Origin of the sequence: Pseudomonas sp. P7758 (assembly GCF_013386485.1) — a bacterium.
GTDB lineage: Bacteria > Pseudomonadota > Gammaproteobacteria > Pseudomonadales > Pseudomonadaceae > Aquipseudomonas.
Map to the genome: position 1 here is coordinate 33290 of NZ_JACARS010000111.1, position 20877 is coordinate 54166.

At 59.5% G+C, this 20877-nt stretch carries 21 protein-coding genes; 16 read left to right on the forward strand and 5 right to left on the reverse strand.

Annotation, left to right across the window (positions count from 1 at the left end; genetic code table 11):
• Nucleotides 1–277: 277 nt before the first annotated feature.
• A complete protein-coding gene (locus HX873_RS23085; protein WP_003216012.1) occupies nt 278–991 on the reverse strand; it encodes an SIMPL domain-containing protein in 714 nt (237 codons plus the stop codon).
• 206 nt (nt 992–1197) lie between these two features.
• Here HX873_RS23085 and HX873_RS23090 point away from each other — a divergent pair, with 206 nt between their 5' ends.
• The 3 genes from HX873_RS23090 to HX873_RS23100 all read left to right on the forward strand — a co-directional run bounded on the left by HX873_RS23090 (nt 1198) and on the right by HX873_RS23100 (nt 4838).
• Nucleotides 1198–2460 (forward strand): ATP-binding protein, encoded by a 1263-nt coding sequence (locus tag HX873_RS23090; RefSeq protein ID WP_003216013.1) that lies wholly within the window; start codon nt 1198–1200, stop codon nt 2458–2460.
• On the forward strand, nt 2453–3013 hold the full coding sequence (locus tag HX873_RS23095) for a response regulator transcription factor (RefSeq protein ID WP_003216016.1): 561 nt from the start codon (nt 2453–2455) through the stop codon (nt 3011–3013). The genes HX873_RS23090 and HX873_RS23095 overlap by 8 nt, the downstream gene beginning before the upstream one ends.
• 100 nt (nt 3014–3113) lie before the next feature.
• Nucleotides 3114–4838, forward strand: coding sequence for an ABC transporter ATP-binding protein/permease (locus HX873_RS23100; protein WP_177123255.1), 1725 nt, complete (start codon nt 3114–3116; stop codon nt 4836–4838).
• A gap of 198 nt (nt 4839–5036) precedes the next feature.
• Here the strand turns inward: HX873_RS23100 and HX873_RS23105 are convergent, their stop codons facing one another.
• Nucleotides 5037–5474, reverse strand: a complete 438-nt coding sequence (locus HX873_RS23105; RefSeq protein ID WP_003216019.1) for a YhcB family protein — start codon at nt 5472–5474, stop codon at nt 5037–5039.
• A gap of 147 nt (nt 5475–5621) precedes the next feature.
• Between HX873_RS23105 and HX873_RS23110 the strand changes: the two genes are divergently transcribed.
• The 3 genes from HX873_RS23110 (at nt 5622) to zapE (ending at nt 8796) form a co-directional block, all read left to right on the forward strand.
• Nucleotides 5622–6251 (forward strand): alpha/beta hydrolase, encoded by a 630-nt coding sequence (locus HX873_RS23110; RefSeq protein WP_102604577.1) that lies wholly within the window; start codon nt 5622–5624, stop codon nt 6249–6251.
• Between the two features lie 16 nt (nt 6252–6267).
• The gene (locus tag HX873_RS23115) at nt 6268–7623 is read left to right on the forward strand and encodes a tryptophan--tRNA ligase (RefSeq protein WP_008437254.1); all 1356 of its coding nucleotides are present in this window, start codon (nt 6268–6270) and stop codon (nt 7621–7623) included.
• 78 nt (nt 7624–7701) lie between these two features.
• Entirely contained in the window at nt 7702–8796 is a 1095-nt protein-coding gene (gene zapE, locus HX873_RS23120) for a cell division protein ZapE (RefSeq protein ID WP_003216025.1), read from the forward strand.
• Nucleotides 8797–8989: 193 nt separating this feature from the next.
• Here the strand turns inward: zapE and HX873_RS23125 are convergent, their stop codons facing one another.
• Entirely contained in the window at nt 8990–9910 is a 921-nt protein-coding gene (locus HX873_RS23125; protein ID WP_173406101.1) for a GlxA family transcriptional regulator, read from the reverse strand.
• Between the two features lie 220 nt (nt 9911–10130).
• Between HX873_RS23125 and HX873_RS23130 the strand changes: the two genes are divergently transcribed.
• Nucleotides 10131–11267 (forward strand): acyl-CoA dehydrogenase family protein, encoded by a 1137-nt coding sequence (locus HX873_RS23130; protein ID WP_003216028.1) that lies wholly within the window; start codon nt 10131–10133, stop codon nt 11265–11267.
• Nucleotides 11268–11390: 123 nt separating this feature from the next.
• Here HX873_RS23130 and HX873_RS23135 read toward each other — a convergent pair whose 3' ends face one another.
• Nucleotides 11391–12431, reverse strand: a complete 1041-nt coding sequence (locus tag HX873_RS23135; protein ID WP_177123256.1) for an NADP(H)-dependent aldo-keto reductase — start codon at nt 12429–12431, stop codon at nt 11391–11393.
• A 248-nt stretch (nt 12432–12679) separates the two neighbouring features.
• Between HX873_RS23135 and rplM the strand changes: the two genes are divergently transcribed.
• The 8 genes from rplM (at nt 12680) to HX873_RS23175 (ending at nt 18488) form a co-directional block, all read left to right on the forward strand.
• On the forward strand, nt 12680–13108 hold the full coding sequence (gene rplM, locus HX873_RS23140; protein WP_003216032.1) for a 50S ribosomal protein L13: 429 nt from the start codon (nt 12680–12682) through the stop codon (nt 13106–13108).
• A 14-nt stretch (nt 13109–13122) separates the two neighbouring features.
• Nucleotides 13123–13515, forward strand: a complete 393-nt coding sequence (gene rpsI, locus HX873_RS23145; protein ID WP_003216038.1) for a 30S ribosomal protein S9 — start codon at nt 13123–13125, stop codon at nt 13513–13515.
• Nucleotides 13516–13781: 266 nt separating this feature from the next.
• Nucleotides 13782–14378: a ubiquinol-cytochrome c reductase iron-sulfur subunit gene (gene petA / locus HX873_RS23150; RefSeq protein WP_003216040.1), complete on the forward strand. Its 597-nt coding sequence runs from the start codon at nt 13782–13784 to the stop codon at nt 14376–14378.
• Nucleotides 14378–15589 (forward strand): cytochrome bc complex cytochrome b subunit, encoded by a 1212-nt coding sequence (locus HX873_RS23155; protein WP_003216042.1) that lies wholly within the window; start codon nt 14378–14380, stop codon nt 15587–15589. The genes petA and HX873_RS23155 overlap by 1 nt, the downstream gene beginning before the upstream one ends.
• Nucleotides 15589–16368: a cytochrome c1 gene (locus HX873_RS23160; RefSeq protein ID WP_003216044.1), complete on the forward strand. Its 780-nt coding sequence runs from the start codon at nt 15589–15591 to the stop codon at nt 16366–16368. The genes HX873_RS23155 and HX873_RS23160 overlap by 1 nt, the downstream gene beginning before the upstream one ends.
• A gap of 145 nt (nt 16369–16513) precedes the next feature.
• Nucleotides 16514–17131, forward strand: a complete 618-nt coding sequence (locus tag HX873_RS23165) for a glutathione S-transferase N-terminal domain-containing protein (protein ID WP_003216049.1) — start codon at nt 16514–16516, stop codon at nt 17129–17131.
• Between the two features lie 17 nt (nt 17132–17148).
• A complete protein-coding gene (locus tag HX873_RS23170; protein ID WP_003216051.1) occupies nt 17149–17568 on the forward strand; it encodes a ClpXP protease specificity-enhancing factor in 420 nt (139 codons plus the stop codon).
• Nucleotides 17569–17738: 170 nt separating this feature from the next.
• Nucleotides 17739–18488: a FadR/GntR family transcriptional regulator gene (locus HX873_RS23175; RefSeq protein WP_008437251.1), complete on the forward strand. Its 750-nt coding sequence runs from the start codon at nt 17739–17741 to the stop codon at nt 18486–18488.
• Between the two features lie 63 nt (nt 18489–18551).
• On the opposite strand, the gene HX873_RS23180 is transcribed toward HX873_RS23175, so the two are convergent.
• Nucleotides 18552–19706: a hypothetical protein gene (locus HX873_RS23180; protein WP_003216055.1), complete on the reverse strand. Its 1155-nt coding sequence runs from the start codon at nt 19704–19706 to the stop codon at nt 18552–18554.
• 224 nt (nt 19707–19930) lie between these two features.
• Between HX873_RS23180 and kdgD the strand changes: the two genes are divergently transcribed.
• The gene (gene kdgD / locus HX873_RS23185) at nt 19931–20842 is read left to right on the forward strand and encodes a 5-dehydro-4-deoxyglucarate dehydratase (RefSeq protein ID WP_003216058.1); all 912 of its coding nucleotides are present in this window, start codon (nt 19931–19933) and stop codon (nt 20840–20842) included.
• Nucleotides 20843–20877 lie beyond the last annotated feature (35 nt).

The following is a 20877-nucleotide window of genomic DNA, read 5'->3' on the forward strand; positions in this document are numbered from 1 at the left end:
TGTGCAGGAATGATGTGATGTCCGCCATAGGTGGTTCAGCGTGTAGGCGTGTTCCGTTCTTTGATGGGGAAGATGTAGTTCGCCGTTACGCGGGTTATAAGCTGAAAAGATTTATCGCCGGTGCGCTTCAAGGTGTGTGGACCAGAACACTCTCAGCCATTGAGTATTTTCTTAAGCTGATATCCGGTTATTACCGCTGATACTTCTTGAATGAAGTGCGCAGGCAAAAAAAAACGCTGCCCGTGGGCAGCGTCATTGCAACTGGGGTACCACTCGATCAAGGCATCTGGACTTCGATCACGCCATCTGCGGTCATGTTGACCTGGCTGGTGCCGGCTTCGACTTCCGGCGTCGGTGCCGAATCCATCGCTGCGGCTTTCATCATCATCCCGCCGCGGGCATACGGCTGTGGATAACCGTTGGTGTTGAAGTTCAGATTGACGATCTTGTAGCCCTTGCCGCCCAGCGCATCGGTGGCCAGTTGTGCACGGGCCTTGAATGCGGTGACCGCTTCTTTAAGCAGGGCATCTTCGCTGGCCTTGCGGGTCGGGTTGGCGATGGCGAAGTCCATGCTGTCCATTTTCAGGTTGGTCAGCATGTCGCCGGTGAGCTTGGACAGGGCGGCGAAGTCGGCACTTTCCATGCGCAGCTCAGCGCGTTCACGCCAGCCGGTGATTTTCTGGTTCTTGTTGTCGTAGATCGGGTAGCTGTTGCGGCTACCCTGGCGCAGGGTCACGCCTTTGACTTCGCGGGCCTGGGCCAGCGCCTTGTTCATGGTGGTGGTGATTTCGGCGGCAAGCTTGGCCGGGTCGGTGTTCTGCGACTCGGTGTACAGGGTGACGATCATCTGGTCGCGCGCCACTTCCTGGCTGACTTCGGCACGCAGGGAAATCTGGTTGTAATGCAGTTCGTCAGCGGCCATGGCCGGCAGGCTGGCGAGGGTAGCGGCGCCGAGGGTGAGGGTGGCTGCACTGCGAATGAAACGAGACATGTAAGCTCCTTGAGATGTTCGTGTTCGGTAAGACTGTAGACGCAAGGTTTCAGTTCTTCGGGTTTACACATTCGCTACAAGTTGGCGGATGCCGACGAACGGTCATGATCCTGACCCCTGCGTCAAAGAGCCACACACGCCGTGCCAGCGCTGTCGCTTCGTTTATACTCCGTGCGATCCGCCTGCAGCGCTCATCGGGAGAGCTCATGCTCGCCGCCGTAAAACTGACTTCCGCCACCCGCCAGAACCTTTGGCGCCTGACGTTCATCCGCACCCTGGTGCTGGCCGCACAGGCCGGTTCGGTGGGGCTCGCCTATTGGTTCAAGCTGCTGCCGCTGCCCTGGTTGCAGTTGGCCGTGACCCTCGGCTTCTCCACGGTGCTGTGTGTATTTACCGTCATCCGGCTGCGCACCACGTGGCCTGTGACCGAGCTGGAATACGCCCTGCAACTGGCCTGCGACCTGTTTATCCACAGTGTGTTGCTGTACTTCTCCGGCGGCTCCACCAACCCGTTCGTGTCCTATTACCTGGTGCCACTGACCATCGCGGCGGTGACCTTGCCGTGGCGTTATTCGGTGGTGCTGTCGGGTATTGCCCTGACCCTGTACACCCTGCTGCTGGCACAGTTCTACCCGTTGCAGACCTTCCCCATCGCCCGGGAAAACCTGCAGATCTACGGCATGTGGCTGAGCTTTGCCCTGTCGGCGGCGGTCATCACCTTTTTTGCCGCACGAATGGCGGAAGAGCTGCGCCGCCAGGAAGAACTGCGCGCCATTCGCCGCGAAGAAGGCCTGCGTGACCAGCAGCTGCTGGCCGTTGCCACCCAGGCCGCCGGCGCGGCCCACGAATTGGGCACGCCGCTGGCGACCATGAGCGTACTGCTCAAGGAAATGACCCAGGACCATCACGACCCGGCCCTGCAAGACGACCTGAGCGTGCTGCAGGAACAGGTCAAGCAGTGCAAGCTGACCTTGCAGCAGTTGGTGCGCGCCGCCGAGGCCAATCGCCGCCTGGCGGTGGAGATGCAAGACGTCACCCAGTGGCTGGACGAAGCCCTGAACCGCTGGCACCTGATGCGTCCCGAAGCCAGTTACCGGTTCCACCTGCTGGGCCAGGGCACGGTGCCGCGCATGGCGCCGCCGCCGGACCTGACCCAGGCGCTGCTGAACCTGCTGAACAACGCCGCCGATGCCTGCCCGGAAGGGTTGGAAGTGACCCTGGACTGGGATGCGGAAGACTTCACCATCAGCATTCGCGACCACGGCGCCGGTGTGCCGCTGGCGATTGCCGAGCAGATCGGCAAGCCCTTCTTTACCACCAAGGGCAAAGGCTTCGGCCTGGGCCTGTTTTTGAGCAAGGCCAGCGTGACCCGCGCGGGCGGCTCAGTGAAACTCTATAGTCATGAGGAAGGCGGTACGCTCACCGAGCTGCGCCTGCCCCGTGTCGCACGAGGAGACATCGATGAGTGACGAGATCCAAGTCGAAGGCGAAGAACTGCCGCACCTGCTGCTGGTAGATGACGACGCCACCTTTACCCGCGTGATGGCCCGCGCCATGAGCCGTCGTGGCTTTCGCGTCAGCACCGCAGGTTCCGCCGAGGAAGGCCTGGCCATCGCCACGGCCGACCTGCCGGAATACGCGGCCCTGGACCTGAAAATGGACGGCGACTCCGGCCTGGTGCTGCTGCCCAAGCTGCTGGAGCTGGACCCGGAAATGCGCGTGGTGATCCTCACCGGCTATTCCAGCATTGCCACCGCCGTCGAGGCGATCAAGCGTGGCGCCTGCAACTACCTGTGCAAGCCGGCAGATGCCGACGACGTGCTGGCCGCCTTGCTCTCCGAGCACGCCGACCTCGACACCCTGGTGCCGGAAAACCCGATGTCGGTGGACCGCCTGCAGTGGGAACACATCCAGCGGGTGTTGACCGAGCACGAAGGCAACATCTCCGCCACGGCCCGCGCCCTGGGCATGCATCGTCGAACGTTGCAGCGCAAGTTGCAGAAACGCCCGGTTCGACGTTGAACGGCGACTGAACAATCTGCTTCAGGCCGCACGGAGCCCTGAACCGATCGTCTATGATCGGTTCAAACGCCTGTTATTTTTTTCCTACCGAGCCTGAACAATGAATCAGAACGCTGAGTATTCCGCGGTCAATGACGCGGTGCGTGGGCAATTTTTAAGGAAAGTCTGGGCGCTGATCACCCCCTACTGGCGCAGTGAGGAGAAGTTCAAGGCCTGGCTGTTGTTGCTGGTGGTGCTGGGGCTTTCGCTGTTCAGTGTGGCCGTGTCGGTGTGGTTCAACAGCTGGAACCGCGACTTCTATAACGCCCTGGAAAAGAAGGACTACGACGCCTTCACCCACCTGCTGATGTATTTCAGCGTGATCGCCGTGGTGGCGATCGTCACCGGGGTGTTCACTTCCTATTTGCAGCAAATGCTCACCATCCGCTGGCGGCGCTGGCTGACTGAAACCTACTTCGCCAAGTGGCTGAGCGAGAAGAACTACTACCACCTGGAATATGGCGGCTACACCGATAACCCCGACCAACGTATTTCCGAAGACCTCAACGCCTTTACCAGCAGCACCCTGAGCCTGGGCCTGGGGTTTATCAGTAACCTGGTGAGCCTGGTGTCGTTCTCGGTGATCCTGTGGGGCGTGTCCGGCAGTATCGAGGTTTGGGGCATCACGATTCCCGGCTATATGTTCTGGGCGGCACTGGTATATGCCGTGCTGGGCAGTTGGTTGACCCACTTGATTGGTCGAAAACTGATCGGCTTGAGCAACCGCCAGCAACGCTTCGAGGCCGACTTGCGTTTCAGCCTGGTGCGGGTGCGCGAGAACGCGGAAAGCATCGCGCTGTTCAATGGCGAGCCGAATGAACACCAGCAACTGAGTGCACGTTTCGGGCGGGTGTGGAGCAACTTCTGGAGCATCATGCAGCTCAAGAAGCGCCTGAACTTTTTCACCAGTGGTTACTCGCAGATTGCGATCATCTTCCCGTTTGTGGTGGCAGCGCCGCGTTACTTTTCCGGCCAGATAGAGCTGGGCGTGCTGATGCAAGTGGCCAGTGCGTTTGGCAGCGTGCAGGGTAGCCTGAGCTGGTTTGTCGACGCGTACACCGTGTTGGCCAGCTGGCGTGCGACCTGTGATCGTCTGCTGAGCTTTGGCGAGGCGATGGAAGAAAACGAAGGCCGCAACATGGGCATCGAGTTGCAACGCCAGGGCGGCAATTTGCAGATGAGCAACCTCAGCCTCGATCTGGCGGATGGTCGTCACCTGCTGGATGGCGCCAACCTGACGGTTGCCGAGGGTGAGCGATTGATGCTCAGCGGGCGTTCCGGCAGCGGCAAGTCAACCTTGCTGCGGGCCATGGGCAATCTCTGGCCAAACGGCCACGGCAACATCCGCTTGCCGGCCGAGCGTTATCTGTTCCTGCCGCAAAAGCCGTACCTGCCGATTGGTACCTTGCGGGGTGTGTTGAGTTATCCACAGGAGGAGGGCGCGTACCCGGCGCAACGTTATGCACAGGTCCTGGAAGCCTGCCGCCTGGCGCACCTGATTCCACGCTTGGACGAAGCCAATCACTGGCAGCGCATGCTGTCGCCGGGTGAGCAACAGCGCCTGGCGTTTGCGCGGGCGCTGTTGTTTGAACCGCAATGGCTGTACATGGACGAGGCCACCTCGGCGATGGACGAGGAAGATGAGGCGGCGCTGTATCAGGCGTTGATCGATGAATTGCCGGGGTTGAGCATCGTCAGCGTCGGGCACCGCAGCAGCCTCAAGCGTTTCCATGGGCGGCATGTGCGGATCGAGAACGGGCAGCTACAAGAACAGCCAGTGTCCTGAAGTCGGACTCGGTCAATGTGGGAGCGGGCTTGCTCGCGAATACGGTGGGTCAGTTAATACATCGGGTGACTGATAGACCGCATTCGCGAGCAAGCCCGCTCGCACATTGGATCAGTGTCGTCTGGTCGACCTGGTGCCAACAAAAAAGCCCGGCTGATCATCGATCAGCCGGGCTTTTTTATGCCGCTTGAAAAGCTATTACTTCTTCAAGCCGTAATGCTCATCCAGCATCCCCGGGGCATTTGGCGTTTTTGGCGCGTAATCCCGTGGCGGTTCCTGATTTTCCCGCGGAGGGGTCAGGCGTTCCCGTGGAGCGTGCGGTGCATCGGAATGCAGCGCGGCCAGCAGGCGCTGGCGGGTGATGTCGTCCAGGGCCAGGCGGTTGGCACCCTCGGCGAGATGATCCTGTACTTCCTGATAGCTCTGAGTGAGCTTTTTCACCAGGGTCGCGGTGCTGTTGAAGTGGGTAACAACCTCGTTCTGATAACTGTCAAAACGTTCCTGAATGTCATCCAGCTGACGCTGCGTGCGGTTAGGCGCGGCATTCGGCAGCAGGCGGGCAACCAGGAATCCAATGGCGACACCGGCAACCAAGGCGAGAGTCGGCAACAACCAAACTAAGAGCGAGTGTTCCACGAGTCCTTCCTCTATAAACGGCTTTGCTTTACGTTAACGGCTCGGACCTGCGCTGTATACCGCGATTAAGCTCGCAATGATGCCATGCACAGACTTTTAGCTAGACGAGTCGACCCCTTGAGAGGTCACGGAGTTCCTTCCTTGCTGATGCGTGAAACCCCCGTTTTGATCGATGGCCCGGTAGGCCAACTGGACGCCCTGTATCTGGATCACCCCGAGCCACGTGGCCTGGCGCTGATCTGTCACCCGAACCCGGTGCAGGGCGGCACCATGCTCAACAAAGTCGTATCGACCCTGCAACGCACCGCGCGCGATGCCGGCTTGATCACGTTACGTTTCAATTATCGCGGTGTCGGCACCAGTGCCGGTACGCACGATATGGGCACCGGTGAAGTCGACGACGCCGAAGCGGCAGCCACCTGGCTGCGTGAAAAGCATCCCGACCTGCCGATCACCCTGCTGGGTTTTTCCTTCGGCGGGTTTGTCGCGGCCACCCTCGGCGGCCGCCTGGAAGCCAAGGGCGAAAAACTCGCGCACCTGTTCATGGTGGCCGCGGCGGTGATGCGCCTGCGGGATAACGACGTGTTGCCACAAGGCTGCCCATTGACCGTGATCCAGCCGGAAACCGACGAAGTGGTCGACCCGCAACTCGTCTACGACTGGTCCGCGGCCCTGAATCGCCCCCATGAGCTGCTGAAAGTGGCAGAATGCGGACACTTTTTTCATGGCAAGCTGACCGATCTCAAGGATCTTGTGCTGCCACGTCTTTCGAATTGATGACAAGCGATCACCCATGACGACCCGTACCCGCATCCTCACCGGCATCACCACCACCGGCACGCCGCACCTGGGCAACTACGCCGGCGCGATTCGCCCGGCGATCCTTGCCAGCCAGGACGCCAACGCCGACTCCTTCTACTTCCTGGCCGACTACCACGCCCTGATCAAGTGCGATGACCCGCAGCGCATCCAGCGCTCGCGCATGGAAATCGCCGCGACCTGGCTGGCCGGTGGCCTGGATGTGAACCGGGTAACCTTCTACCGCCAGTCCGACATCCCGGAAATCCCCGAGCTGACCTGGCTGCTGACCTGCGTGGCGGCCAAGGGCCTGCTCAACCGTGCGCACGCCTACAAGGCCTCGGTGGACAAGAACCTGGAGAACGGCGAAGACCCGGATGCGGGGATCACCATGGGCCTGTACAGCTACCCGGTGCTGATGGCTGCGGACATCCTGATGTTCAACGCCCACAAGGTGCCGGTCGGTCGTGACCAGATCCAGCACGTGGAAATGGCTCGCGACATCGGCCAGCGCTTCAACCACCTGTTCGGCAAGGGTAAAGAATTCTTCACCATGCCCGAAGCGCTGATCGAAGAAAGCGTCGCCACCTTGCCGGGCCTGGATGGCCGCAAGATGTCGAAGAGCTACGACAACACCATCCCGTTGTTCACCAGCGCCAAGGACATGAAGGACGCGATCTCGCGGATCGTCACCGACTCCCGCGCGCCGGGCGAAGCCAAGGATCCGGACAACTCGCACCTGTTCACCCTGTACCAGGCGTTTGCCACCCAGGCCCAGGAAGAAGAGTTCCGCGGTGAACTGCTGCAAGGCCTGGGCTGGGGCGAGGCGAAGAACCGTCTGTTCCAACTGCTGGACGGCCAACTGGGCGAAGCGCGCGAGCGTTATCACCAACTGATGTCGCGCCCGTCGGACATGGAAGACCTGCTGCTGGTCGGCGCCCGCAAAGCCCGCGCCGTGGCTGCACCGTTCCTGGCCGAACTGCGTGAAGCGGTGGGCCTGCGCTCGTTCGTCAATCCGGTCGCCGTGGCTGCCACCACCAAGAAGAAAGCTGCGAAAGCCGCGCGCTTTGTCAGCTTCCGCGAAGACGACGGCAGCTTCCGCTTCCGTTTGCTGGCGGCCGAAGGCGAGCAACTGCTGCTGTCGCGCAACTTTGCCGACGGTAAAACCGCAGGCGCCGTAACCAAGCAGCTGCAATCGGGTCAGGCGCTGGATGTACGCAGTGAAGCCTCGAGCTTCAGCGTGTGGCTGGACGGTGAAGTCGTCGCCGATAGCCCGGCGTTCGCCGACAGCGCCTCGCGGGATGCGGCGATCGAAGCCTTGCGCGTTGCGTTGACCCCAATCGAGGATTGACCCGACCAAGGGTTGATTGCCATTCTTCAGGGCCGTCGTTACAGTGGCGGCCCGTTTTTGTTGCCTTGCTAACGAATTATGACGCCCCTAGAACGATATCAAGCTGATCTGAAACGCCCTGAATTCTTCCATGACGCTGCCCAGGAAACTGCGGTGCGCCATTTGCAGCGCCTGTACGACGACCTGGTCCAGGCCTCGCAGAACAAGCCGGGCATGTTCAGCAAGCTGTTTGGCAAGAAAGACCATACGCCGGTCAAGGGCCTGTATTTCTGGGGTGGTGTTGGCCGGGGCAAGACTTACCTGGTGGACACCTTCTTCGAAGCGCTGCCGTTCAAGGAAAAGGTCCGCACCCACTTCCACCGCTTCATGAAGCGCGTGCATGAAGAGATGAAGACCCTGCCGGGCGAAAAGAACCCGCTGACCATCATCGCCAAGCGCTTCTCGGAAGAAGCCCGGGTGATCTGTTTCGATGAGTTCTTCGTGTCCGACATCACCGACGCGATGATCCTCGGCACCCTGATGGAAGAGTTGTTCAAGAACGGCGTGACCCTTGTCGCCACCTCGAACATCGTGCCCGACGGCCTGTACAAGGACGGCCTGCAACGCGCGCGTTTCCTGCCGGCCATCGCCCTGATCAAGCAGAACACCGACATCGTCAACGTCGACAGCGGCGTCGACTACCGCCTGCGTCACCTTGAACAAGCCGAACTGTTCCACTACCCGCTCAACGAAGTGGCCCAGGAAAGCCTGCGCAAGAGCTTCCGCGCGCTGACGCCGGAATGCACCCAGGCGATTGAAAACGACAAGCTGATCATCGAAAACCGCGAAATCATCGCACTGCGCACCTGCGATGACGTGGCCTGGTTCGAATTCCGCGAACTGTGCGACGGCCCTCGCAGCCAGAACGACTACATCGAACTGGGCAAGATCTTCCACGCGGTGATCCTGAGCGGTGTCGAGCAGATGAGCGTCACCACCGACGACATCGCGCGGCGCTTTATCAACATGGTCGACGAATTCTACGACCGCAACGTCAAGCTGATCATCTCGGCGGAAGTCGAGCTCAAGGACCTCTACACCGGCGGCCGCTTGAACTTCGAATTCCAGCGCACCTTGAGCCGCTTGCTGGAAATGCAGTCCCACGAGTTTCTGTCGCGGGCGCACAAGCCGTAAGCGATGTGCTTGAAATGAAAAAGGCCCGCAGCGATGCGGGCCTTTTTTTATGCAAATTTCCAGGTCAACAGAAAGCAACTGTGGGAGCCGGGCTTGCCCGCGATAGCGGTCTGTCGGTTGATGCCGCTGGTGCCTGGCACGCCGCCATCGCAGGCAAGCCAGCTCCCACATTTTTACTGCGTATACCCTTTGGTTACGCGGCCTGCTGGAACTGCTGGCGATACTGGTTGGGCGACAGCTCGGTATGCTGGCGGAACAGCCGCGCAAAGAAGCTCGCGTCGTCGTAGCCCACCTCGTAACTGATGGTCTTGATGCTTTTGCGGCTGCCGGACAGCAGGCCCTTGGCTGTCTCGATGCGCAACCGTTGCAGGTAGTGCAGCGGCTTGTCACCGGTGGCGGTCTGGAAGCGGCGCATGAAGTTGCGGATGCTCATGCCGTGTTCCCGGGCCACGTCTTCGAAGCGGAACTTGTCGGCGAAGTGCTCTTCGAGCCAATGCTGGATCTGCAGGATGATCACGTCCTGGTGCAGCTTCTGCCCGCCAAAACCGATGCGCCCGGGGGCGTAGCTGCGTTGCACTTCGTAGAGGATGTCGCGGGCCACGGCCTGGGCGATGTTGGCGCCGCAGAAGCGTTCGATCAGGTAGATGTAGAGGTCGCAGGCTGAAGTGGTGCCGCCGGCGCAGTAGAGGTTGTCGGCGTCGGTCAGGTGCTTGTCCTGGTTCAGCTGCACCTTGGGAAAGCGTTCGGTGAAAGCGTTGAAGAAGCGCCAATAGGTGGTCGCTTCCTTGCCATCCAGCAGGCCGGCTTCGGCGAGCCAGAACACCCCGGTGGCTTCGCCGCACAGCACCGCGCCACGGGCGTGTTGTTCACGCAGCCAGGGCAGCACTTGGGGGTAGCGTTGGCACAACGAGTCGAAATCGTCCCAGAAGGCCGGGAGCACGATGATGTCGGCGTTTTCGAGGCCGCCGTCCACCGGCATGATCACATCGCTGAAGCTGCGCACCGACTGCCCGTCGGGGCTGACCAGGCGGGTTTCGAAGGCGGGGGTGAGGCCCTGGCCCAGCTGTTTGCCGTAGCGCAGGCTCGCGAGGTGGAAGAAATCCTTGGCTTGCATGAGGGTTGAAGCGAATACCCGATCAATGGCCAAAATGCTGACGCGCCGTAAGGGCGTGGAGATTTGGTTAGACATAATTTCATTTATTCTTATAGGGGAAAGTGGTCACCAGACGGCTGGATCGTCTTATTTTTTGTCGCATGTGTCCAGTGTCCTGTGACGCCTTCGCGGCTTAGGCTCTGTGATCCCGGTCTTGTCCGACAATTCACACAGGTGACCCATGATTCCCAGAACCTTGTTCAGCTCGGAGCACGAACTCTTCCGCCAGAGCGTGCGCACCTTCCTCGAAAAAGACGCGGCGCCGTTCCACGGACAATGGGAAAAGCAGGGCTACATCGACCGCAACCTGTGGAACAAGGCGGGGGAGGCGGGGATGCTCTGCTCGCATTTGCCGGAAGAGTACGGCGGCCTCGGGGCGGACTTTCTCTACAGCGCGGTGGTGATCGAGGAGATCAGTCGCCTGGGATTGACCGGGATTGGTTTCTCCCTGCATTCGGACATTGTTGCGCCCTACATCCTGCATTACGGCAGTGAGGCGCTGAAGCACAAGTACCTGCCCAAGCTGATCTCCGGGGAAATGGTCACGGCGATTGCCATGACCGAGCCGGGGGCCGGGTCCGACCTGCAAGGGGTCAAGACTACGGCGGTGCTGGATGGCGATGAATACGTGATCAACGGCTCCAAGACGTTCATCACCAATGGCTTCCTGGCTGATCTGGTGATCGTCGTGGCCAAGACCGATCCCAAGGCCGGCGCCAAGGGCACCAGTCTGTTTCTGGTGGAGGCCAACACGCCGGGCTTCGACAAGGGCAAGCGCCTGGAGAAGGTCGGGATGAAGGCCCAGGATACATCGGAGCTGTTCTTCCAGGATGTGCGGGTGCCCAAGGAGAATCTGCTGGGCCAGGCGGGGATGGGCTTTGCCTACCTGATGCAGGAGTTGCCGCAGGAGCGTTTGACGGTGGCGATTGGTGCGCTGTCGTCAGCTGAGGCGGCGTTGCAATGGACGCTGGAATACACCCGGGACCGCAAGGCGTTCGGCAAGGCGATCATCGACTTCCAGAACACCCGATTCAAACTGGCGGAGATTGCCACTGAAACCCAGATCGGCCGGGTGTTTGTCGACAAGTGCATGGAGTTGCACCTGGAAGGCAAGCTCGATGTGCCCACGGCAGCGATGGCCAAATACTGGGCCACGGACCTGCAGTGCAAGGTGCTGGATGAGTGTGTGCAACTGCACGGCGGGTATGGGTTTATGTGGGAATACCCGATTGCGCGGGCGTGGGCAGATGCGCGGGTGCAGCGGATTTATGCGGGGACGAATGAGATCATGAAGGAGATTATTGCGCGGGCGCTTTGAATTCTTGGTGTTTTTGAGGGCCTCTTCGCGAGCAAGCCCGCTCCCACATTCGACTGCATTCCAAAGGTGGAACTCGGTGGAATGTGGGAGCGGGCTTGCTCGCGAAGGCGGTCTAGAGATCAATCAAGGCGCAGGATTCGGATGATCCTTCTGAATCGCCTCAATCCCTGCCAGCACCTCATCCGACAGTTTCAGGTCGGCACTGGCGATGTTGCTGTCCAGCTGCTCCAGGGTCGTGGCGCCAATGATGTTGCTGGTCACGAACGGTTGTTGGGTCACAAACGCCAATGCCATCTGCGCCGGGTCCAGGCCGTGCTCACGGGCCAGTGCCACGTAACGGCTGCATGCAGCCTCCGATTGCGCATTGAAGTAGCGGCAGAAGCGGCTATAGAGACTCAGGCGGCCCTTGGCCGGGCGTGCGCCACCTTCGTACTTGCCGCTGAGCATGCCGAACGCCAGCGGTGAATACGCCAGCAAACCGCACTGTTCACGGATGGCGATCTCCGCCAGGCCCACTTCAAAGCTGCGGTTGAGCAGGTTGTAGGGATTCTGGATCGACACCGCGCGGGTCCAGCCACGGGCTTCGGCCAGGGCCAGGAACTTCATGGTGCCCCACGGGGTTTCGTTGGACAGGCCGATGTGGCGGATCTTGCCGGCCTTGACCTGCTCATCCAGGGCTTCGAGGGTTTCTTCCAGCGGCGTCAGGTCTTCTTCGGCCTTGTGCTTGTAGCCCAGTTGGCCGAAAAAGTTGGTGCTGCGTTCCGGCCAGTGCAGCTGGTAGAGGTCGATCCAGTCGGTTTGCAGGCGCTTGAGGCTCGCGTCCAGGGCTTCGGCGATGTGCTTGCGGTTGTGCTTGAGGCTGCCATCGCGGATGTAGTCGATGGTGTTGCCGGGGCCGGCGATCTTGCTGGCGAGGATCCAGTCGGCACGGTCGCCGCGGCTTTTGAAGTAATTACCGATGTAGCGCTCGGTGGTGGCGTAGGTGTCGGCCTTGGGCGGCACCGGGTACATTTCCGCGGTGTCGAGGAAGTTGATCCCCGCGGCCTTGGCCCGTTCGATCTGTGCGAAGGCCTCTGCCTCGATGTTCTGCTCGCCCCAGGTCATGGTGCCCAAGGCTATCGCGCTCACGTTCAGATCGGTTCGGCCCAGCTGTCGATAGTCCATCGGGTACTCCTTCGGGGAAAACAATCATAAAAGCAGGTTGAAATTTTTTTGGCAATCTGCATAATTGCCCACCTCTTTCTGCAGTGGAAGTGATGCGCCGCCTGCCGAAGAATCTTGCCGTTGAACGGACGCGCCGACCCGAGCCCCCGATAGCGTCTGTATCCGGCTGCCTTTGACTTGTCAAAGTACGCACTATTCAGTAAGATCCGCCGTCTAATTTACAGGGCGGCCCCTGAGGCTATTAAAGAATGACAACTTTTACTGCAAAACCAGAAACAGTTCAGCGCGACTGGTTTGTCGTCGACGCCGCTGGTCAGACCCTGGGTCGTCTGGCCACTGAAGTCGCCAGCCGTCTGCGTGGCAAGCACAAGCCTGAGTACACCCCTCACGTTGATACCGGTGACTACATTGTCATCATCAACGCCGAGCAGGTACGTGTTACCGGCAACAAAGCGCAAGACAAAATGTACTACCGTCACTCCGGTTTCCCAGGCGGTATCAAGTCTTCGAACTTCGAAGGCCTGATCTCCAAAAAGCCTGAAGCCCCGATTGAAATCGCGGTCAAAGGTATGCTGCCGAAGGGCCCACTGGGTCGCGACATGTATCGCAAGCTGAAAGTCTATGCGGGCGCTGCTCACCCTCATGCTGCTCAGCAGCCCCAAGAACTGAAGTTTTAACGGAATAGTTCATTATGTCGGCGACTCAAAATTACGGCACTGGCCGTCGCAAAACCGCTACCGCTCGCGTTTTCCTGCGTCCGGGTACTGGTAACATCTCGATCAACAACCGCACTCTGGAAAATTTCTTCGGTCGCGAAACTGCCCGCATGGTAGTTCGTCAGCCGCTGGAATTGACCGAGACCGTTGAAAAGTTCGACATCTACGTCACCGTTATCGGTGGCGGTGTAAGTGGTCAAGCTGGCGCAATCCGCCACGGTATCACTCGCGCTCTGATGCAGTACGACGAAACCCTGCGTGGCGCTCTGCGCAAAGCTGGCTTCGTGACTCGCGATGCTCGTGAAGTTGAACGTAAGAAAGTTGGTCTGCGTAAAGCGCGTAAGCGTCCGCAGTACTCGAAGCGTTAATTCGCTTTTACGTTCCAGAAAACGCCCAGCCTCCTCACGGAGCTGGGCGTTTTTTATTGCCTGCTATTTATGTAAAAAAATCTGTGTGACAACTTGCCACATCCGTAGAGCCCCTATACTCAAAGGCTTGGAGCCAGTGCCGGGGGTAATTACCTTGTCAGACGTGGGGCTTTTCATTACCATTCGGCAAAATTTTTATAAGTTCAGATTTAACACTTAGTAGACGCCTGATTTAACAGGCCACAAAGCTGATGGGAGAGGACTGAATGAGCAATGACGGCGTGAATGCAGGCCGGCGTCGCTTCTTGGTAGCAGCCACATCCGTGGTGGGTGCTGCAGGAGCGGTGGGGGCTGCGGTCCCGTTCGTGGGGTCATGGTTTCCCAGTGCCAAGGCGAAAGCCGCAGGTGCACCGGTGAAGGTGAATGTCAGCAAGATCGATCCAGGCCAGCAAATGATTGCTGAATGGCGCGGTCAGCCAGTGTTCATCGTTCGTCGTACCGAGGAAATCCTGGGAAATCTGAAGAAGATCGAGGGCCAGCTGTCCGACCCCGACTCGAAGAATTCCGACCAACCCGCTTACGTCGATAAGGAAATTCGCTCGATCAAGCCGGAAATTCTGCTGCTGATCGGTATCTGCACCCACTTGGGTTGCTCTCCCACCTTCCGCCCGGAAGTGGCGCCCGCGGACCTGGGCAAGGACTGGGTCGGGGGCTATTTCTGCCCGTGCCACGGTTCTCACTACGACCTCGCTGGCCGCGTCTACAAGTCACAACCTGCACCACTGAACCTGCCAGTTCCGCCACATCACTACGAGACTGACAGTGTCATTGTCATTGGCGTCGACGAGGGGGAGAAAGCCTGATGAGCAAGTTCATGGATTGGGTGGATGCGCGCTTCCCCGCGACCAAGATGTGGGAAGACCACCTCAGCAAGTACTACGCACCGAAGAACTTCAACTTCTTCTATTTCTTTGGCTCCCTGGCACTTCTGGTACTGGTCAATCAGATCGTTACCGGTGTCTGGCTGACGATGAGCTACACCCCGTCGGCCGAAGAAGCCTTCGCCTCCGTCGAATACATCATGCGCGACGTCGAGTACGGCTCGATCCTGCGTCTGCTGCACTCCACCGGCGCCTCGGCGTTCTTCATCGTCGTCTACATGCACATGTTCCGTGGCCTGCTCTACGGCTCGTACCAGAAGCCTCGCGAGCTGGTGTGGGTGTTCGGCATGCTGATCTACCTGGCGCTGATGGCCGAGGCCTTCATGGGCTACCTGCTGCCGTGGGGCCAGATGTCCTATTGGGGCGCCCAGGTGATCATCTCGCTGTTCGGTGCGATCCCGGTCATCGGCAACGACCTGACCCAGTGGATTCGCGGTGACTACCTGATCTCCGGGATCACCCTGAACCGCTTCTTCGCCTTGCACGTGGTGGCCTTGCCGATCGTGATCCTGGGCCTCGTAGTGCTGCACATCCTGGCGTTGCACGAAGTGGGTTCGAACAACCCCGACGGCGTGGATATCAAGAAGCACAAGGACGAAAACGGCGTACCACTGGACGGCATTCCGTTCCACCCGTACTACACCGTGAAAGATATCGTCGGTGTGGTGGTGTTCCTGTTCATCTTCTGCTCGATCGTGTTCTTTTTCCCGGAGATGGGCGGTTATTTCCTCGAGAAACCGAACTTCGAACAGGCGAACGCCTTCAAGACCCCGGAACACATTGCCCCGGTCTGGTACTTCACTCCGTTCTACGCGATCTTGCGGGCGATTCCCGACAAACTCATGGGCGTTATCGCCATGGGCGCAGCGATTGCGGTGCTGTTCGTGCTGCCGTGGCTCGACCGTAGCCCGGTCAAGTCCATGCGCTACAAGGGCTGGCTGAGCAAGATCTGGCTGTGGGTGTTCTGCATTGCGTTCGTGATCCTGGGTGTACTGGGCGTACTGGCGCCGACCCCGGAGCGTACGTTGCTGTCGCAGGTCTGCACCTTCCTGTACTTCGCCTACTTCATTCTGATGCCGTTCTACACCCGGCTCGAGAAGACCAAACCGGTACCGGAAAGGGTGACTGGCTGATGAAAAAATTATTCGTTGCATTCATTCTTGCGGCCCTGCCGCTGCTGTCTTTCGCCGCTGAACACGGCCCAGAGCTGGAAAAAGTCGACATCGACGTGTCGGACAAAGCCGCAATGCAGGACGGGCTGCGTACGTTCACCAACTACTGCATGGGCTGCCACAGCGCCAAGTTCCAGCGTTACGAGCGAGTGGCCGACGACCTGGGCATTCCCCATGACGTGATGCTGAGCCACTCGGTGTTCACCGGGGCGAAGATCGGCGACCACATGACCATCGGCATGCAACCGGCCGACGCCAAGACCTGGTTCGGGGCTGCACCGCCCGACCTGACCCTGGTGGCCCGTGTGCGTGGCACCGATTGGCTCTATGGCTACCTGAAATCCTTCTATGAAGACCCGACGCGTCCCTACGGCGTGAACAACAAAGTGTTCCCGAACGTCGGTATGCCTAACGTTCTGGTCGGCCTGCAAGGTCGCCAAGTGGTAGGATGCAAGCAAGTACAAATCGTCGAAGACGGCAAGAAGCAGTATGATCCGCTCACCGGTACGCCTTTGACTCATGAAGCGTGCGATCAGCTGACCATAGTGCCGAAGACCGGCACGCTGAACGAAGAGCAGTTCGACGAGAAGGTCAAGAATCTGGTGACCTTCCTGGCCTACTCGGCCAACCCAGTGAAGCTGCAGCATCAGCGCATTGGTACCTATGTGTTGCTGTACCTGGCCTTCTTCTTCGTGTTCGCCTATCTGCTGAAACGCGAATACTGGAAGGATGTGCATTGATCCAACCGTAAGTAATTGCTGTTAATCTTGCGCGCCCAGCGGCATCTCTGAAGGTAAGTCTGGTTTATCCAGGCATCACGGAGATGCTCACTGGGCGCGCTCGTTTTTGAGCTTCCGATAATTTCAACAAGCGAGGAGGACCGCCATGGGCGTGACCAATCGGTTGGCCTGTTACTCCGACCCCGCCGACCACTATTCCCACCGAGTACGCATCGTGCTCGCAGAGAAGGGTGTCAGCGCAGAGATCATCAGTGTGGAGGTGGGACGTCACCCGCCGAAACTGATCGAAGTGAACCCTTACGGCAGCTTGCCCACCCTGGTCGATCGTGACCTGGCGTTGTGGGAGTCAACCGTGGTGATGGAATACCTGGATGAGCGTTATCCCCATCCACCGTTGCTGCCGGTGTATCCGGTGGCGCGTGCCAACAGCCGCCTGCTGATCCATCGGATCCAGCGTGACTGGTGTGGCCTGGTGGACCTGATTCTGGATTCACGCAGCAAGGAAGCGGCCCGGGTTCAGGCGCGCAAGGAATTGCGCGAGAGCCTGACCGGTGTTTCGCCGTTGTTTGCCGACAAACCTTTTTTCCTCAGCGAGGAACAAAGTCTGGTGGATTGCTGCCTATTACCCATACTCTGGCGCTTGCCGATTTTGGGCATAGAACTGCCGCGGCCTGCCAAGCCGCTGCTTGACTACATGGAGCGCCAGTTTGCGCGTGAGGCTTTCCAGGCGAGTCTGTCTGGTGTCGAACGCGATATGCGCTAAGGCTTAAGGAGCCGTTGATGAACTCCAGTCGACCTTACCTGGTCCGCGCGCTCTATGAGTGGATAGTGGACAACGATTGCACCCCGCACATGCTGGTCAATTCCGAGTTTCCCGCGGTTCAGGTACCGCAAGGTTTTGCCAGTGACGGACAAATCGTCCTGAACGTTTCACCCAGTGCCGTGCGACACCTGCACATGGACAATGAAGCGGTCAGCTTTGAAGGGCGTTTCGGCGGTGTGCCGCATACGCTGTTCGTGCCCATCGGTGCCATCCTCGGGATCTACGCCCGGGAAAATGGCCAGGGCATGGTGTTTGATCTGGAGTCTTCCCTTGAGGATGACGAAGCGATCGAGCTCGAAGGCGAAGATGATGTGCCGCCGCCGGATTCCGAGCCGCCGCGTCCAAGCGGTCGGCCGAGTCTGAAAGTGGTGAAGTAACAAGGCGCGGGCCCTCGGGCCAGCGTTGAAAATGCCTCGGCGATGCCGGGGCATTTTTTTGCCTGACGAAAACCCCGGCGGTTATAGATGAAAGTCATGACAGGACGGTGATCGTACAACCGCCATGGGCTATCATGCGTGCTTCAGATCGCCGAGATAGATGATTCATCATGGAAAACTCCAGCGCCGCCCCTCGTCTTCCCCGCAAGCGCCGCAGCCTTGCCCAGGAATTGGTCACGGTGTTGTCCGAGCAGATCCGCGACGGCCAACTCAAACGTGGCGACAAACTGCCCACCGAGTCGGCGATCATGGACGCCCATGGGGTCAGCCGCACCGTGGTGCGTGAAGCCATCTCGCGATTGCAGGCCGCCGGGCAGGTAGAAACCCGCCATGGCATCGGTACCTTTGTGCTGGATACGCCAAGCCCCAGCGGTTTCCGGATTGATCCGGCAACTGTCGTCACCCTGCGTGATGTGCTGGCCATCCTTGAACTGCGGATCAGTCTGGAAGTGGAGTCTGCCGGGCTCGCCGCCCAGCGTCGTAGCGACGAGCAATTGGCCGGCATGCGTGCTGCCCTCGATGCCCTTAACGAAAGTGCGGCCCACGCCGGTGATGCGGTGGCGTCGGACTTCCAGTTCCACCTGCAGATTGCCCTGTCCACCGGCAACCGCTACTTCACCGACATCATGACCCACCTGGGCACCAGCATCATTCCACGCACGCGGCTGAACTCGGCACGCCTGGCCCATGATGACCAGCAGCACTACATGAGCCGCCTGAGCCGCGAACACGAAGAGATCTACGAGGCGATCGCGCGCCAGGACTCGGATGCGGCGCGGGCGGCCATGCGGTTGCACCTGACCAACAGCCGTGAGCGGCTGCGCCATGCCCATGAAGAGGCGGAAGCGCAGCGCGGTTGATTCCAGGCTGGACGTAAGCGTGTGGCTTGAAAGCTCATTGTGGCGAGGCTTAACTCACGTCTTTCAGGCCGGCTGATTCGGCTTGTAGTCCTTGAGCAGCAGATACGTGCTCCAACCCCACCAGTCATTGGTCCACTGCTTGTCGTTCAGGTTGTTGACGTCCTTGCGTCGCAGCACCTTGTCGCCTTCAGCCTTGAACAGCGGTGAGAAGTTGTTCGCCGGGTTCTGCGCGGCGTTCAGGTCCGGCACATACAGCGGTGCCTTGAAGTTGGCCGGGGAGGGCGCCATGCCGCTGATAAACGTTTCGAAGATCTCATCGGCCGAGGCCTGCACGGCGCGTTTGACCATGGCGCGGTTGGCCGCATCGTTGCTGTCGAAATAGCGTTTATCACCGTAGGCATGCCACTGCTCGCCCAGGGCGTTGCGCACATTGAGCCCGAACTTACTGTCTTCATCGTGCATGAAGCGGCTGATCAGCGAGCCCAGTTCACCCGGTGTCACCACCGCCGCCAGTTGCTTGCGCGGTACCCGCAGGTGCCCGGCGGAAAATAGATCGGTCAAAAAGTGATCAGCAAAGCTGTTCATGGCATAGGCCAGTTCCAGCGCCTGGTCGGTGCCGGTCTGATGCGCCACGACGGCTTGTTGCAAGGCTGCCGTATGCCCCGCCAAATAGGCCGCCAAAGCCCATTCGCCAAAGTGGTCGGCATTGTCTGCCGCCAGTTTCAGGTAGCGCCCCAGTGGAATCAGTGCCGAGACAGCACTGCCGCCGCCGGTGATGCGGTTCCATTCCTCGGACAAGGTGTCACCCAGCGCGTCATACGCTTCATGGGGTTGCTTGCCATCCTTGATCGCCTGGTTGACCGCATTGATCTCCTTTTGCATCACCGCGAGGATCTTGCCCGCTTCTTCCCGTGATGCTGGCAATACCGCCAGCGAGTTGAACGCATCGGTAAAGCGCTGCACACGATCAGCGGGCGATGTGCCTTCGTTGATGGGGCGTCCGGGGATGCCATAGAAATCACCGCCCAGGGCGATGATCTGGCCGTAGCTCAGCGCAAGGCCATTGGGCAGGTGCAATTCGACCTGCCGGGCGGGAATCGGCGGGGCGTCCTTGACGAAACGCAACAGGGTGTCGTCGCCGATGGCGGTGTGTTCGCCGCCTTCAAAACGCAGGGTTGGCGGGGTTTTCACAGGTGTGGCGAGTTCAAGATCTGACATGTTAGCTCCTTGCTATGTCGTAGGAATCTTCCGTAATAACTGTACGTATATACAGTTATTCAGAGAATAGAGGAAAAACTTCCTACGTCAAGAAAGCAGCAATCGAGAAGGGCGGCGATGAATTGCAGTTGACGAATATTTTTATAGTTGTACGATGACGTACGACATCAAGATAACCATCCGTAATCTCACAACAGAAAGTCTTCGCCCAGGGTGTTCGAATAATGAATCCACAAGAACTGAAGTCCATCCTCTCTCACGGTCTGCTGTCTTTCCCGGTGACCGATTTCAATGCCCAGGGTGATTTCCACCAGGCGGGCTACATCAAGCGTCTGGAATGGCTGGCCCCTTATGGCGCTACCGCCTTGTTCGCCGCTGGCGGCACCGGTGAGTTTTTCTCCCTGGCGGCCAGCGAATATTCGCAAGTGGTGAAAACCGCCGTTGATACCTGCGCCACCAGCGTGCCGATTCTTGCCGGTGTCGGCGGTGCCACCCGCCAGGCCATCGAGTACGCCCAGGAAGCCGAGCGTCTGGGCGCCAAAGGCCTGTTGCTGCTGCCGCACTACCTGACCGAAGCCAGCCAGGACGGGGTTGCCGCCCACGTTGAAGCGGTGTGCAAGTCGGTCAAGATCGGTGTAGTGGTCTACAACCGCAACGTCTGCCGCCTGACCGCGCCGCTGCTGGAACGCCTGGCCGAGCGCTGCCCGAACCTGATCGGTTACAAGGACGGCCTGGGTGACATTGAATTGATGGTGTCGATCCGTCGTCGCCTCGGTGACCGTTTCAGCTACCTGGGCGGCTTGCCGACTGCAGAGGTTTACGCCGCTGCCTACAAGGCCCTGGGCGTGCCGGTTTACTCCTCGGCGGTGTTCAACTTCATTCCAAAAACCGCGATGGATTTCTACCACGCCATTGCCCGGGAAGATCACGCCACCGTCGGCAAGATCATCGACGACTTCTTCCTGCCGTACCTCGACATCCGTAACCGCAAGGCCGGTTACGCGGTGAGCATCGTCAAGGCCGGGGCGAAAATCGTCGGTTACGACGCAGGCCCCGTGCGTACGCCGCTGACCGATCTGCTGCCGGAAGAATACGAAGCCCTGGCCGCGTTGATCGACAAGCAAGGCGCGCAATAACCCATCACCAAGGCCGCTGAGTAATCAGCGGCTTT